General features: G+C 60.4%; 9 protein-coding genes and 1 pseudogene. 1 reads left to right on the plus strand and 9 read right to left on the minus strand.

Annotation, left to right across the window (positions count from 1 at the left end; all coding sequences use genetic code 11):
- Nucleotides 1-4,641: pseudogene (gene gltB / locus JZY08_RS19300) on the minus strand (glutamate synthase large subunit); the annotation flags it as partial.
- A 476-nt stretch (nucleotides 4,642-5,117) separates the two neighbouring features.
- Between gltB and JZY08_RS19305 the strand changes: the two are divergent.
- Entirely contained in the window at nucleotides 5,118-6,170 is a 1,053-nt protein-coding gene (locus JZY08_RS19305; RefSeq protein ID WP_003497736.1) for a low specificity L-threonine aldolase, read from the plus strand.
- Nucleotides 6,171-6,352: 182 nt separating this feature from the next.
- Here JZY08_RS19305 and JZY08_RS19310 read toward each other — a convergent pair whose 3' ends face one another.
- From JZY08_RS19310 to JZY08_RS19345, 8 genes are all read right to left on the minus strand, one after another.
- On the minus strand, nucleotides 6,353-7,042 hold the full coding sequence (locus tag JZY08_RS19310) for a response regulator transcription factor (protein ID WP_216333205.1): 690 nt from the start codon (nucleotides 7,040-7,042) through the stop codon (nucleotides 6,353-6,355).
- Between the two features lie 56 nt (nucleotides 7,043-7,098).
- Nucleotides 7,099-9,801 carry a sensor histidine kinase KdpD gene (locus tag JZY08_RS19315; protein ID WP_137039222.1) on the minus strand — a complete coding sequence of 901 codons (2,703 nt, stop codon included), beginning with the start codon at nucleotides 9,799-9,801 and terminating at the stop codon, nucleotides 7,099-7,101.
- A gap of 54 nt (nucleotides 9,802-9,855) precedes the next feature.
- Nucleotides 9,856-10,422 (minus strand): potassium-transporting ATPase subunit KdpC, encoded by a 567-nt coding sequence (kdpC, locus tag JZY08_RS19320; RefSeq protein WP_216333210.1) that lies wholly within the window; start codon nucleotides 10,420-10,422, stop codon nucleotides 9,856-9,858.
- A gap of 11 nt (nucleotides 10,423-10,433) precedes the next feature.
- Nucleotides 10,434-12,518 carry a potassium-transporting ATPase subunit KdpB gene (gene kdpB / locus JZY08_RS19325; protein ID WP_216333211.1) on the minus strand — a complete coding sequence of 695 codons (2,085 nt, stop codon included), beginning with the start codon at nucleotides 12,516-12,518 and terminating at the stop codon, nucleotides 10,434-10,436.
- A gap of 44 nt (nucleotides 12,519-12,562) precedes the next feature.
- Complete coding sequence (locus tag JZY08_RS19330; RefSeq protein ID WP_167373927.1) at nucleotides 12,563-12,727, minus strand: hypothetical protein; 165 nt, start codon at nucleotides 12,725-12,727, stop codon at nucleotides 12,563-12,565.
- A 9-nt stretch (nucleotides 12,728-12,736) separates the two neighbouring features.
- The gene (kdpA, locus tag JZY08_RS19335; RefSeq protein ID WP_216333213.1) at nucleotides 12,737-14,440 is read right to left on the minus strand and encodes a potassium-transporting ATPase subunit KdpA; all 1,704 of its coding nucleotides are present in this window, start codon (nucleotides 14,438-14,440) and stop codon (nucleotides 12,737-12,739) included.
- A 134-nt stretch (nucleotides 14,441-14,574) separates the two neighbouring features.
- Nucleotides 14,575-14,664, minus strand: coding sequence for a K(+)-transporting ATPase subunit F (gene kdpF, locus JZY08_RS19340; RefSeq protein ID WP_006313429.1), 90 nt, complete (start codon nucleotides 14,662-14,664; stop codon nucleotides 14,575-14,577).
- A 12-nt stretch (nucleotides 14,665-14,676) separates the two neighbouring features.
- Nucleotides 14,677-14,814 carry a hypothetical protein gene (locus JZY08_RS19345; protein ID WP_003497749.1) on the minus strand — a complete coding sequence of 46 codons (138 nt, stop codon included), beginning with the start codon at nucleotides 14,812-14,814 and terminating at the stop codon, nucleotides 14,677-14,679.
- Nucleotides 14,815-14,829: the final 15 nt, after the last annotated feature.

The raw sequence follows: 14,829 nt of genomic DNA on the forward strand, positions 1-14,829 counted from the left end.
TTACTCCGCCGCCACGCCCATGCGCATGCGCTCCATTTCCTCAAGAGCACGACGGTATTCGACCGGCATGACCTTGCGGAACTTCGGGCGGAACTCGCTCCAGCGGTCGAGTATATCCTTGGCACGCGACGAGTTCGTGTAATGGAAGTGGTTGGAGATCAGCTGGTAGAGGCGCTCCTCATCGTGGCGCGTCATGTCCTCGGAAACGTCTACACGTCCCTTGTGCATGAGGTCGCCGCCGTGATGATGCAGCTTCTCCAGCATGTCGTCCTCTTCCGGAACCGGCTCCAGCTCGACCATGGCCATGTTGCAGCGTGTGGCGAAATCACCCGTCTCATCGAGAACATAAGCCACGCCGCCGGACATGCCGGCCGCGAAGTTACGGCCCGTTTCGCCGAGAACGACCACGATGCCGCCAGTCATATATTCGCAACCGTGATCGCCGACACCTTCAACAACCGCGACCGCACCGGAGTTGCGCACCGCGAAACGCTCACCCGCGACACCGCGGAAGTAGCACTCGCCGGTGATTGCGCCGTAAAGAACGGTGTTGCCGACGATGATCGAGTTTTCCGCGACGATGCGGGTGTTTTCCGGCGGGCGCACGATGATGCGGCCACCCGACAGACCCTTGCCGACATAGTCGTTGCCGTCGCCCACCAGATCGAAGGTGATGCCACGGGCCAGGAACGCACCGAAGGACTGGCCCGCCGTGCCGCGCAGCGTCACGTGGATCGTATCGTCCTTCAGGCCCTTGTGGCCCCAGCGCTTGGCAAGCGCGCCGGATAGCATCGCGCCGGCGGAACGGTCGACGTTCTTGATCGGCACTTCGAAAACGACAGGCTCGCGGTTTTCGAGCGAAGGCAGCGACTTCTCGATCAGCTTGCGGTCGAGAATATCGTCGATCGGATGCTTCTGGCGCTCGGTCCAGAAGGTTGCCTCTTTCGGGGCCTCGACCTTGTGGAAGATGCGGCTGAAATCCAGACCCTTGGCCTTCCAGTGCGCCAGCATCTCATCTTTTTCGAGCAGCTCGGAAGCGCCGATGATCTCGTCCAGCTTGGTAACGCCAAGCGAGGCAAGGATTTCGCGCACTTCTTCGGCCACGAAGAAGAAGTAGTTGATGACATGTTCCGGCGTGCCCTTGAAGCGCTTGCGCAGAACCGGGTCCTGCGTTGCGACGCCGACCGGGCAGGTGTTGAGATGGCACTTGCGCATCATGATGCAGCCAGCCGCAATCAGCGGCGCGGTGGCAAAGCCGAATTCATCCGCACCGAGCAGCGCGCCGATGATGACGTCGCGGCCGGTCTTCAGACCACCATCCACCTGCAGCGCGATGCGCGAACGAAGGCCGTTCAGCACTAGCGTCTGCTGAGTTTCGGCAAGGCCGATTTCCCATGGGGAACCGGCATGCTTCAGCGACGTCAGCGGCGAAGCACCCGTGCCGCCATCGAAACCGGCAATGGTGATGTGGTCGGCGCGCGCCTTGGCGACACCGGCCGCAACCGTGCCGACGCCCACTTCCGACACCAGCTTTACCGAAACATCCGCTTCAGGGTTGACGTTCTTGAGGTCGTAGATCAGCTGCGCCAGATCTTCGATAGAGTAGATATCATGATGCGGCGGCGGCGAAATGAGGCCGACTCCCGGCGTCGAATGCCGGGTCTTGGCAACCGTCGCATCCACCTTGTGGCCGGGCAATTGTCCGCCCTCGCCGGGCTTGGCACCCTGCGCCACCTTGATCTGCAGCATGTCGGCATTGACGAGATATTCCGTCGTCACACCGAAGCGGCCGGATGCGATCTGCTTGATGGCCGAGCGTTCCGGGTTCGGCTTGCCGTTCAAGAGCGGCATGTAACGGTCGGATTCTTCGCCACCTTCACCGGTGTTGGACTTGCCGCCGATGCGGTTCATGGCAATCGCAAGCGTCGTATGCGCCTCGCGGCTGATGGAGCCGAAGGACATGGCGCCCGTCGAGAAACGCTTGACGATATCGACCGCCGGTTCAACCTCATCGATGGAAACAGGCTTGCGGCCGAGCGCTTCCGCCGACTTGACCTTGAACAGGCCACGGATGGTGTTCATGCGCAGCGCCGTCTCATTCACCATGCCGGCGAATTCGCGGTAACGCTCCTGGCTGTTGCCGCGCACGGCGTGCTGCAGCGAGGCAACCGCATCCGGCGTCCAGGCGTGGCTTTCGCCGCGCATGCGATAGGCATATTCGCCGCCAATATCGAGCGTGTTGGCAAGAATCGGGTCCTTGCCGAAGGCGGCCGTATGGCGTGTCACCGTTTCTTCGGCGATCTCGGTCAGACCCACACCCTCGATGGAGGTGGCGGTGCCGAAGAAATACTTCTCGACGAATTCCGACGACAGGCCGATGGCGTCGAAAATCTGCGCGCCGCAATAGGACTGGTAGGTGGAAATGCCCATCTTGGACATGACCTTGAGGATGCCCTTGCCGACCGCCTTGATGTAGCGATAGACGACTTCGTCGTCGGAGACTTCCTTCGGGAAAGCGCCGTGCTTGTGCATGTCGAGCAGCGTGTCGAAGGCGAGATAGGGATTGATCGCCTCCGCACCGTAACCGGCGAGCAGACAGAAATGGTGAATTTCGCGCGGCTCACCGGTTTCAACGACGAGGCCGACCGAGGTGCGCAGGCCCTTGCGGATCAGGTGATGGTGCACGGCGGCCGTCGCCAGCAGGGCGGGGATCGCAATGCGGTCCGGGCCAAGCTGACGGTCGGAGAGAACGATGATGTTGTAACCGCCGCGAACTGCCGATTCAGCGCGCTCGCACAGGCGGTCGAGCATGTCAGGCATGCCTTCGGCACCGCGCTCCACATCATAGGTGAAGTCGAGCGTCTTGGTGTCGAAACGGTCTTCCGTGTGGCCGATGGAGCGGATCTTTTCCAGATCGCCATTGGTCAGGATCGGCTGGCGCACTTCCAGACGCTTGGCGCGGGCGGCACCCTCGTGATCGAGAATGTTCGGGCGTGGACCGATGAAGGAGACGAGGCTCATCACCAGTTCTTCGCGGATAGGGTCGATCGGCGGGTTGGTGACCTGCGCGAAGTTCTGCTTGAAATAGGTGTAAAGCAGCTTCGACTTTTCCGACATGGCCGAAATCGGCGTATCGGTGCCCATGGAGCCAATGGCTTCCTGACCAGTGGTCGCCATGGGCGACATCAGGAGCTTCGTATCTTCGCTGGTGTAACCGAAGGCCTGCTGGCGGTCGAGCAGCGACACGTCGCGGCGCAACGCGCGCGGTTCAACCGGCTTCAGCTCTTCGAGGATGAGCTGCGTGCGGTCGAGCCAGGTGCGGTAAGGGTGCTTGGCGGCAAGTTCGTGCTTCACTTCCTCGTCGGAAATGATCGAACCCTTTTCCATGTCGATCAGCAGCATCTTGCCGGGCTGCAGGCGCCACTTCTTGACGATGCGCTCTTCCGGCACCGGCAGCGTGCCGGCTTCAGACGCCATGATGATGCGGTCATCATCGGTGACGAGATAGCGCGCTGGGCGCAGGCCGTTGCGGTCGAGCGTCGCGCCGATCTGCTTGCCATCGGTAAAGGCGACGGCGGCCGGGCCGTCCCACGGCTCCATCAGCGCGGCATGATATTCGTAGAATGCCTTGCGTTCGGCCGACATGGACTGGTTGCCGGCCCAGGCTTCCGGGATCAGCATCATCACGGCATGGGCCATTGAGTAACCGCCACGCACGAGAAATTCGAGCGCGTTGTCGAAGCAGGCAGTGTCCGACTGGCCTTCGTAAGAGATCGGCCAGAGCTTGGAGATATCGTCGCCGAACAGCGCCGACGATACCGACGCCTGACGCGCCGCCATCCAGTTGACGTTGCCGCGCAGCGTGTTGATTTCGCCGTTATGGGCGACCATGCGGTAGGGATGCGCGAGCTTCCAGGACGGGAAGGTGTTCGTCGAGAAACGCTGATGCACCAGGGCAACCGCGGATTCGAAACGCGGATCCGCCAGATCCTTGTAATAGGCGCCTACCTGGTAGGCGAGGAACATGCCCTTGTAGACGATGGTCGAGGAGGACAGCGATACGGGATAGAAATCCTGCGTCTCCTTGCCGCCGCCCTCGTCGTAGATGCGGTTGGACAGCACCTTGCGGATGAGGAACAGCTTGCGCTCGAAATCGGCATTGGTGGCGGCGTCACGCCCGGCGCCGATGAAAACCTGAACATGGTGCGGCTCGGTTCCGGCGATATCCGGAGCCTTGGAGAGCGAGGCATTGTCAACCGGCACATCGCGGAAGCCGAGAAACTGCTGCTCCTCCTCGCCGATAACATCAACGATCACCTTCTTGTAGTGATCGATACGGGACGGATCGCGCGGCATGAAGATATGGCCAACGGCATATTCGCCGGCCTTCGGCAGCGTTACGCCCTGCGCCGCCATTTCCTCGCGGAAGAAGCGGTCGGGGATCTGCACGAGAATGCCCGCGCCATCACCCATCAGCGGATCGGCGCCGACTGCGCCGCGATGCGTCAGGTTTTCGAGAATGAACAGGCCGTCCTTGACGATCTGGTGCGACTTCTGACCCTTCATATGGGCAACGAAACCGACACCACAGGCATCATGTTCATTGGCCGGATCGTAAAGACCCTGCTTTTCAGGCAAGCCGCCTGCGAAACGCCCCTTCGCAGAAACGGGTGCGGCCGCAGCCGCGGTGGGACAGTCTGTGGTCAAGGTGGCGGCGGCGATCTCGGCCTGCGGCTTGTTCGTCATTTTTGTCCCTCCTGCAAAATTACTTGCATGGTTTCATGCGAAGATCCGGCTCGACACGAATTTCCGTTTCCCGAAAAATCCGCACTCAACCCGGTTCGATCAAATTTAGGACAGCAAAGCTGTCTCAATTCGGAAGAATTTTGGCAGAAACTGGCGGATTTAGCAAGGGTGCGAATCCAATTAGTCGCACTACCGATTTGCAGCGAAGTTTCGATACTGACCTATTGCGCGAAACTTTCTGTCGCAAAGCGGCTCGACCCATTGCTTTCATTGCCGGATTTGCCAATCGCCAAGTTAGGTCCTAGAACTTTGGCCGGTCATCGGCCACGCATTGCCAAACCAGAACCTCAGCCATCGGAAAGCCTTCAGAGATGTTTTTTGCTTCAGACAATTGGGCCGGCGCCCACCCTGCCATCAACGAACGGCTTTCCCGGGAATCCACCCGGTTTGCCTCAGCTTACGGCAGCAGCGCCCTCGACCTTTCCATAGAAAAACGCTTCAATGAGATATTCGAGCGCGAAGTGGCAGTATTCTTCGTCGCGACGGGCACGGCGGCCAATTCGCTTTCGCTGGCAAGCATCGCCCGCCCCGGCGGCCTGACCTTCTGTCACTCCGAAGCCCACGTCATCGAGGATGAGTGCGGCGCGCCGGATTTCTTCTCCGGCATGCGCATGGTCGCCGTTGAAGGGCCAAACGGCAAAATGCTGCCGGAAAACCTGATCGAGCGTATTTCACGTTATCCGCAGGATGCTGTTCACCACGGGCGCGCCGCAGCCATCACCATGACGCAGGCAACCGAGGCCGGCACGGTCTATACCCTCGATGAAATTGACGCGATCGCCAAGATCGCCAGGGAGAACGGCCTGCCGTTGCACATGGACGGCGCGCGTTTTGCCAATGCGCTTGCCGCACTCGGCACCACGCCTGCCGAAATGACCTGGAAACGCGGCGTCGACGTCCTGTCTTTCGGCGGCACGAAAAACGGCTGCTGGTGCGCGGAAGCAATCGTGTTTTTCGATCCGGCCCTTGCCAAAGACTTCGCCTTCCTGCGCAAGCGCACCGCCCAGCTCTTTTCGAAGTCGCGCTTCATCGCCGCGCAGTTCGAGGCCTATCTGCAGGACGACCTCTGGCTTGGCCTTGCAAGCCACGCCAATGCCATGGCCAACCGGCTGCGCGCCGGCTTTGCCTCGCTCAACAGCGCGCGCTTGGCATGGCCGACCACCGCAAACGAGGTTTTCGCCATTCTGCCAAAGGCCGCCGCCGAAGCGGCAACGGAAAAGGGCGCGAAGTTCTATGACTGGCTGGTGCCGCGCGACATGCCGGAAAAGGTCGGAAAGGACGAAGTGCTGATCCGCATGGTCACCAGCTTTGCGACGACCGAAAGCGACGTGGACGAATTCCTGTCGATCTGCGCTTCCGTCTGATATTTCATGGTGTCGTTTCATAACAGTGTCCGAAGAGTGATGGTATCGCTCTTCACAAATTGGATGTCATCCTCGGGCTTGACCCGAGGATGTACTAAATTCACCGGGAATGGATCCTCGGGTCAAGCCCGAGGATGACGGAGGAGAGGCGGCAGTGTGGGCGCTTCGCCTTAACGACGCACTCAAACTTCCTGCAACCGGTAACCGACACCGGTCTCCGTCAGAATGTAGCGCGGCTGGTCCGGGATTTTTTCGATTTTCTGGCGAAGCTGCCGCACATAGACCCGCAAATATTGCACGTCAGTGAGTTCGTCCCACACGTGTTCCAGCAGGAAACGGTGCGTCAGAACCTTGCCCGCATGCTGCACCAGAACCCGCAGAATATCATATTCCTTGGGCGAAAGTTTCACCTCCCGGTCCTCCACTTTCACGATACGCCTGACGAGATCAACCGAGAGATCACCAGTCTGAAAGATCGGCTTCTCCCCTTGGGTCTGCAGGCGATGGCGCAGGGCGACGCGGATGCGGGCGACGAGCTCGTTCATACCGAAAGGCTTGGTGATGTAATCATCCGCTCCCAGTTCCAGTGCCCTGACGATACCCGCTTCGTCCGTTCGGCTGGAAAGGATGATGACGGGCAGGGAAAGCCCTTCCCCCCGCCATTTTGCCAGGAGATCATGGCCCGACATATCCGGCAGGCCAAGATCGAGAACCACAAGATCGGGCTTGTCCTCATTCACCAGCTCCATCGCGACGCGGGCATTCATCGCCTCGCTGACCGCATAGTCCTGCGTCGAGAGGCCTACCCGCAAAAGCTTGCGGATCGGCGGCTCATCATCGACGATCAGAATGCGGACGGCGGAATTGGTCATTTCCGATCTCCTTTGGCGGCATGGCAAGGCACGCGAATGATTCCTGAAATCGCGCCCTAGTCATGATCTAGCACAGGCGGCTCGGTGGGAACCGGTAAACCTATCGTGAATTGCGCGCCTGATCGACCCTGCCTGTTTTCCGCCCGGATCGACCCGCCCATGGCCTCGATGAACCCCTTGCAGATGGAAAGCCCGAGCCCTGTTCCGGCCTGCACGTGGTCGGCCTTGCGCACCCGGTAAAAACTGTCGAACACACGCTCCGTATCATCAGGGGGAATGCCCGGCCCCTCATCGGCAACGGCGAGGAAAACATGTCTGCCCTGCCGCCACCCGCGAATGTCAATTGCGGTGTGTTCGGGCGCGTATTTTGCCGCATTGTCGATGAGGTTGAACAGAACCTGTTCGAAAAGCACCGGATCGACCTTCAGCATCGGCAGGTCAGAGGGAATATCCAGAACGATCTCGTGCCTGACGACGATTTTTGCCGCCCGTGACAATGCCGTTCCGACCATGTCACCAACGAAATGCAGCCCGTAATTCGGCTCCATTGCGCCCGAGCCGATCCTCGTCATGTCGAGCAGGTTGGAGATGAAGCGGTTCAGCCGTTCGGATTCCTCAACAATCGTCGAAAGCAGTTCGGTGCGCGCATCGGGCGGAATGTCGTCGGCAAAATCCTTCAGCGTTCCGGCCGAACCCAGAATGGCGGCGAGCGGCGTTTTCAGGTCGTGGGAGATGGAGGTCAAAAGCGCGGTGCGCAGCCGGTCGGTCTCCGCCGCAAGCCTTGCACGGTCAACATCCGAGACCAGCTGAATGCGCTCTATGGCGAGTGCTGCCTGATCTGACAGCGCATCGAACATGCGCTGCTGTTCGGGCGTAAGAAGCGGGCCGAGCCGGTCATCGTCCAGCCCCACGACGCCGACGGCGCCGCTGCCGGTGCGCAGCGGCAGATAAAGCCGTTTGGCGCCGGGCAGCGTATCCGCGCCCCTTCCCGCAGCCTTGTTGTGTTCCCAGGCCCATTGGGCTGCCGCTATATCCGCATCCATCAGCGTATCGTCGGGAGGATAACCGGCCTTGACCGCAATCGTATTGTTTTCCGGCAGCAGCAGAACGACCCGGACGTTCAGCATTGACGCCATCTGGAAAGCGGTCGCCCACAACACGTCGTCCAGCGTGCCGGTGCCTGCCAGCTTTTTGGAAAACAGATAAAGGTCCTCGGTGGTTCGCGCCCTTGCACGCGCGGACGCCGCCTGCCGTTGCACGGCGACCGTGAGGTTCGAGCCGATAAGCGCCACGCCAAAATAAAACAGCAGGGCGACGACGCTATCGGGTGCGCTCACCGTCAGCGTGTAACGCGGCTCCAGAAAGAAGAAGTTGAAGGCGACGGCACCGAGCACGGAGGCATAAAGCGCCGGCGCCAACCCGCCGCGCACGGCAGCGGCCAGAACCGCCATCAGGAACACCAATGCCAGGTTTTGAACGTCGAGCGTCTGGTCAAGCACGATACCGACCAGGATCGCCAGCCCGACAAACAGAGTGCTCTTGAGATAGGGCAGCACCGAGAAACGTGATTGCACTAACAGCGGCTTCACGCTCTGCGCTGGTTTTTCCTCGCTCTTGTCGCCGGAGATGACATGCACGCTGATATCGCCGGCATGGTCGATCAGATCATGCGTCAGCGAGCGCTGCAGAATTCTCTGCCACCAGGATTTTCTGGGGCGGCCGATGATGATGTGGGTGAAATTATTGGCGTTGGCGTAGGAAATGATCTCTCGCGTCAGATCGAGCGCCGGCAAGGTCACCGTCTCGCCGCCGAGCTGCTGGGCGAGCCGCATGGTGCCGGCCAGCCGGTCCTTGTCCACTTCCGATAATTGCTGCGAGCGGGGCGTATCGAGATGCAGCGCCGTCCATGGCGCACGTAGGCGATCCGCCTGCCGGCGGGCATATCGCACCAGACCCGGACCGTTGCCGCCATGATCGAGGCAGACCAGAACCCTGTCACCCGCCGCCCATGGGCCGGAAATGGCATGCGACTGCATGTGGTTGAGCAATTGCTCGTCAACCCGTTGGGCTGTGCGCCTCAACGCAAGCTCCCGCAGGGCCGTCAGATTGCCGCGTGAAAAATAATTCTCGATGGCGCGCCGTGCGGTGCGGGGCAGATAGACCTTGCCGTCCTGCAGGCGCTTTATCAGATCGTCGGGAGTGATATCGATGATTTCGACATCGTCGGCGCGGTCGATGATGCTATCCGGCACCGTTTCGCGCACGCGGATACGGGTGATCTGCGCCACCACATCGTTCAGACTTTCGACATGCTGGATGTTGAGCGTCGTATAAACGTCGATGCCCTGCGCCAGAATTTCCTGAACATCCATATAACGCTTGGGGTGGCGGCTGCCGGCGGCATTGGTATGGGCCAGCTCATCGACCAGAACGAGTGAGGGGCGACGGGCGAGGATGGCGTCGAGATCCATCTCTTCCAGCACCTGACCACGATAATCGATGCGCCTGCGCGCAATGATTTCGAAGCCCTGCACCAGCGTTTCGGTTTCCTTGCGACCATGCGTTTCCACGACACCGATGATGGTGTCGACGCCATCCGCAAGCTTTGCCCGGCCGGACATCAGCATTTCATAGGTCTTGCCGACACCGGGCGCCGCGCCCAGAAAAATCTTCAGCCGGCCCCGCGCCTCTCGCCGGGCGTTTTCCAGCAGCGCATCCGGCGACGGTCTGCTCGGCATATTGCTGATATCGTCAGGCATTTAACCCACCAGTGGTCGAGGCGATGGCTCCAAAGAAGCCATAGCCATTTCAGGTCATGAGCCGGCTGCGTCAAGAGCCATGTTGAGAGCCAGAACATTTACGACTGGTTCGCCCATGAAACCGAGTTCCGGCCCTTCGACATGGCGTTCGACGATAGCGCGAAGCGAGGCCTCATCCATGCCCCTTGCCTTGGCGACGCGCGAGACCTGGAAATAAGCGGCCTCAGGCGACACATGCGGATCAAGACCGCTGCCCGACGCCGTGACCAGATCGGCGGGAACGTCAGCGCTCGGGTTTTGGGCCTTTGCCGTCTCATAGTCCTGCTTTACCCGGTCAATGAGTTTCGCGCTCGTCGGACCGAGGTTGGAGCCGGAAGACGACGCGGCATTGTAGCCATCGCCGGCAGCGGAAGGTCTGCCGTGAAAATATTTCTCGCCGGCGAAGGCCTGCCCGATCAATTGTGATCCGACGACGGTGCCATTCTTCTCGATCAGGCTGCCATTTGCCTGAAAGGGGAAGATCGCCTGTGCAAGGCCCGTCATTCCAAGAGGATAGGCAAGGCCGGTGATGGCGGTGGTGGCAAGGATCAGCACCAGTGCGGGACGTAGCTGTTTCAACATTTCTATACTCCTCAGGCGAGACCAAGCGCCGTAATGGCGAGGTCGATGGCCTTGATGCCGATGAAGGGCACGATGATGCCGCCAAGGCCATAGATGACCAGATTACGCGACAGCAGCGCGCCGGCGCCGATCGGGCGGTATTTGACGCCCTTCAGCGAGAGTGGGATGAGCGCTATGATGATGAGCGCGTTGAAGATGATGGCCGACAGGATCGCGCTTTGCGGCGTCGAAAGGCCCATGACATTCAGAACGCCAAGTTGCGGATAAAAGGCCAGGAACATCGCCGGGATGATGGCGAAATATTTGGCGATGTCGTTGGCGATGGAGAATGTGGTCAGCGCGCCGCGTGTCATCAACAATTGCTTGCCGATTTCCACGATCTCGATGAGCTTGGTCGGGTCGCTGTCGAGATCGACCATGTTGCCGGCCTCACGCGCCGCGACCGTGCCGGTGTTCATGGCGACGCCAACGTCGGCCTGCGCCAGTGCCGGGGCGTCGTTCGTGCCGTCACCGCACATGGCGACAAGCTTGCCCTTGGCCTGTTCCTCGCGGATGAGGTCCAGCTTGTTTTCCGGCGTCGCCTGGGCGAGGAAATCATCGACCCCGGCTTCTGCCGCAATCGCAGCGGCCGTCATCGGGTTGTCACCGGTAATCATCACTGTTCGGATGCCCATGCGGCGAAGCTCCGCGAAACGCTCGCGAATGCCGCCCTTGACGATATCCTTCAATTGCACGACGCCAAGCAGCTTTCCGTCCCGCACCACGGCAAGCGGTGTGCCGCCGGTCTTGGCGATCTCTTCCGCAATGGTGCGTATGTCGCGGGTGGCATCGGTTTCGGTTTTAACGGCGAGCGCCGTATTGCCCTGCTGCGGAGCACCACCGTCGACATAGGAAAGAACGGCATCGACCGCACCCTTGCGAATGGAAGAACCTTCGAAATCGACGCCGCTCATGCGGGTCTGGGCAGTGAAGGGCACGAATGTAGCGTGCAGCCTCTGCATGTCGCGGGCGCGGATGCCGTATTTTTCCTTGGCGAGAACGACAATGGAACGGCCTTCCGGCGTTTCGTCGGCCAGCGATGCAAGCTGCGCCGCATCGGCCAGATCCTGCTCGGTAACGCCGGTGACAGGGCGGAATTCGGTCGCTTGCCGGTTGCCGAGCGTGATGGTGCCGGTCTTGTCGAGTAGCAGTGTGTCAACGTCACCGGCAGCCTCTACAGCGCGGCCAGACATGGCAAGCACATTGAAGCGCACCAGCCTGTCCATGCCGGCAATGCCGATGGCCGACAGGAGGGCGCCGATGGTGGTCGGGATAAGCGTCACGAACAGCGCCACCAGCACGATGATCGGGATCGAACCACCGGCATAGACGGCAAAGCTCGGGATTGTCGCCGTGGCCAGAACGAAGATCAGCGTCATGCCCGCAAGCAGAATGTTGAGCGCGATTTCGTTCGGCGTTTTCTGGCGCTCGGCACCTTCAACGAGCGAAATCATCCGGTCGAGGAAGGTGGAACCGGCAGCGGCGGTGATGCGAACCCTGATCCAGTCTGAAAGCACCTGCGTGCCGCCGGTGACGGCCGAGCGATCGCCGCCGGATTCGCGGATGACGGGTGCGGATTCGCCTGTTATCGCCGCCTCGTTGACGGAGGCAACGCCTTCGACGACTTCACCATCCGAGGGTATGATCTCGCCTGCCTCGACGAGGACGACATCGTTCACCTTCAGGCTGGTACCCGCCACCATTTTATACTGGCTGCGATCCTCACCGGTCAGCAGTTTCGCCTGGGTTTCGGTGCGGGTGCGGCGCAGCGAATCCGCCTGCGCCTTGCCGCGCCCTTCAGCGACGGCTTCGGCGAAATTGGCAAACAGCACGGTGAACCAGAGCCAGAGATTGATCTGGAAGGAAAAGCCGAGATTGGCGCTGCCGATGATGAGATCGCGAATGAACAGAACGGTGGTGAGCACCGATACCGTCGCCACGACGAACATGACCGGATTGCGCGCAAGCGTGCGCGGGTTGAGTTTTTTGAATGCGTCGGCAATGGCCGGCACGAGAATGCGAGAATCGAGGATGCTCGCTTGTTTGGACTGGCTCATGAAGAGGCTCCAGCGTTTGAAACAGGGCGACCGATGAGGGTCGGTCAGGCCGTGAGAATTTCGAGAGCGACGACGGCGGCGAACAGGACCGCCATCATCGCGAGAATGAGATTGGATGCGCACCAGCCGCCGGGACCGGCGCTCCTGCTCACAGGAGCGCCCGAGCGGACAGGGAGGGTGCGGTTACGTCGGGAGTTATCTCTGGTCATGGCACCACCTCAAAAAACCTGACCGGCGGCCATAACGAGATGTTCCACGACAGGACCGAGCGCCAAAGCTGGCAGGAAGGTGAGGCCGCCGACGATCAGGATCGTGCCGACGAGCAAACCGACGAAGAGCGGACCATCGGTTGGGAAGGTGCCGGCCGATGCTGGGACGGTCTTCTTGGCGATCAGCGAACCGGCAATCGCCAGTGCGGGAATGATCACCAGAAAACGCCCCATCAGCATGCCAAGACCAAGCGTGATGTTGTACCAAGTCGTATTGCCCGTGAGCCCGCCAAAGGCCGAACCGTTATTGGCCGCCGCCGATGTATAGGCATAGAGGATTTCGGAAAATCCGTGCGGCCCCGCCGTGCCGATCGACGCAACCGCCGAGGGCAGGATGGTGGCGGTGGCGGTGAAGACCAGCATGGCGAGCGGCAGGCAGAGAATGGCCAGAACCGCCATCTTCATTTCCTTCGCCTCGATCTTCTTGCCGAGATATTCCGGCGTGCGCCCGACCATCAGGCCCGCCACGAAGATGGCGATGATGATGAACATGAGAATTCCGTAAAAACCCGCACCGACACCGCCGACGATCACTTCGCCAAGCTGCATGTTGATGAGCGGAATGAGGCCGCCGAGCGCCGTGAAGCTGCCATGCATGGCGTTGACCGCGCCGCAGGACGCCGCCGTGGTGATGACCGCAAAGAGCGACGAGAGTGCCACGCCGAAGCGAGCTTCCTTGCCCTCCATGTTGCCGCCAGCGAGACCAAAGCTGTGCATCAGCGGATTTCCGGCCGCTTCCGCCCAATAGGTAACCGCGACCCCGGCGATGAACAGAACGCCCATGGCGGCGAGGATCGCCCAGCCCTGACGGGCGTTGCCGACCATACGGCCAAAAACGTTGGTAAAGGCCGCGCCGATCGCGAAGATCGACACCATCTGGATCATGTTGGAAATGGCGTCCGGGTTCTCGAACGGATGCGCGGAATTGGCGTTGAAGAAACCACCGCCATTGGTGCCGAGCATCTTGATCGCCAGCTGCGACGCCACGGGGCCGACCGCAATCGTCTGCCGCGCCCCTTCCAGGGTCTGCGCGAAGACGTAACCACCCAGTGTCTGCGGCACGCCGAGCCAGACGTAAACGAGGGTGAGCACGATGCAGACGGGCAGAAGCACGTAGAGCGTCGCACGGACCATATCCACCCAGAAATTGCCGATCGCCTTGCCGGAAGCGCGTGCGAAGGCGCGGATAAGCCCGATTGCAATCGCCATGCCCGTCGCGGCGGACACAAAGTTCTGTACGGTGAGGCCAGCCATCTGGGTGAGATAGGACATGGTGCTTTCGCCGCCATAGTTCTGCCAGTTGGTATTGGTGACGAAGCTGACTGCCGTGTTGAAGGAGAGTTCCGGCCCGACTGCCGCCATTCCTTCCGGATTATATGGCAGAGCGGCCTGAAAACGCATCAGGACATAAAGCAGGACAAAACCGAAAAGGTTGAAGAGGAGCATGGAAAACGCATAGGTCGTCCAGTGCTGTTCTTCGCGCCCACTCGTCCCGGCAAGGGCATAAAGGCCGCGCTCGACGGGTGCGAGAACCGGCGAAAGCAGGGTGCGTTCGCCACTAAAGACACGCGTCATATAGAAGCCGAGAGGCTTCACCAGCGCGACAACGATCCCGCAGAAAAGCAGGATCTGAAACCATCCATTGAGGGTCATGGTATTGAACTTTCAATAAAGCATCGGACCGAAAAGTGTCATGCGGTTTTCGGAAAATCCGATGCTCGGACAGAAAGAGAGAGCGGCGGATCCGATTCCGTTTTCTCTCCGCCGCTCAAACGGCCGCTTCCCGATCAGAAGCGTTCGGGGCGAATGAGAGCATAGGTGAGATAGGCGGCGACAAAGACGGTGACGGCACCGCTCAAAACATAGTCGAATATCATCGCAGCCTCCGCCTAAAGCCGGTCGCAGGCGCGCGTATAGGCAAAGCAGAGTGCGAAAAACACCGTGGCCGCGCCAATCAGAATAACGTCCATCATTGATGGGACTCCCTTTTTAACCGAGGAGCCGGACAGGAAGAAAAGCGCCGTCATGTGGGACGTCGCTTT

This window comes from Rhizobium sp. X9, from assembly GCF_018873185.1.
Lineage (GTDB): Bacteria > Pseudomonadota > Alphaproteobacteria > Rhizobiales > Rhizobiaceae > Agrobacterium > Agrobacterium oryzihabitans.

What these genes read in the sequence shown, in the direction of transcription:
- JZY08_RS19305 (WP_003497736.1), top strand. Translation starts at nt 5,118, where the DNA reads ATGTTTTTTGCTTCAGACAATTGGGCCGGCGCCCACCCTGCCATCAAC.
- JZY08_RS19310 (WP_216333205.1), bottom strand. Translation starts at nt 7,042, where the DNA reads ATGACCAATTCCGCCGTCCGCATTCTGATCGTCGATGATGAGCCGCCG.
- JZY08_RS19315 (WP_137039222.1), bottom strand. Translation starts at nt 9,801, where the DNA reads ATGCCTGACGATATCAGCAATATGCCGAGCAGACCGTCGCCGGATGCG.
- kdpC (WP_216333210.1), bottom strand. Translation starts at nt 10,422, where the DNA reads ATGTTGAAACAGCTACGTCCCGCACTGGTGCTGATCCTTGCCACCACC.
- kdpB (WP_216333211.1), bottom strand. Translation starts at nt 12,518, where the DNA reads ATGAGCCAGTCCAAACAAGCGAGCATCCTCGATTCTCGCATTCTCGTG.
- JZY08_RS19330 (WP_167373927.1), bottom strand. Translation starts at nt 12,727, where the DNA reads ATGACCAGAGATAACTCCCGACGTAACCGCACCCTCCCTGTCCGCTCG.
- kdpA (WP_216333213.1), bottom strand. Translation starts at nt 14,440, where the DNA reads ATGACCCTCAATGGATGGTTTCAGATCCTGCTTTTCTGCGGGATCGTT.
- kdpF (WP_006313429.1), bottom strand. Translation starts at nt 14,664, where the DNA reads ATGATATTCGACTATGTTTTGAGCGGTGCCGTCACCGTCTTTGTCGCC.
- JZY08_RS19345 (WP_003497749.1), bottom strand. Translation starts at nt 14,814, where the DNA reads ATGACGGCGCTTTTCTTCCTGTCCGGCTCCTCGGTTAAAAAGGGAGTC.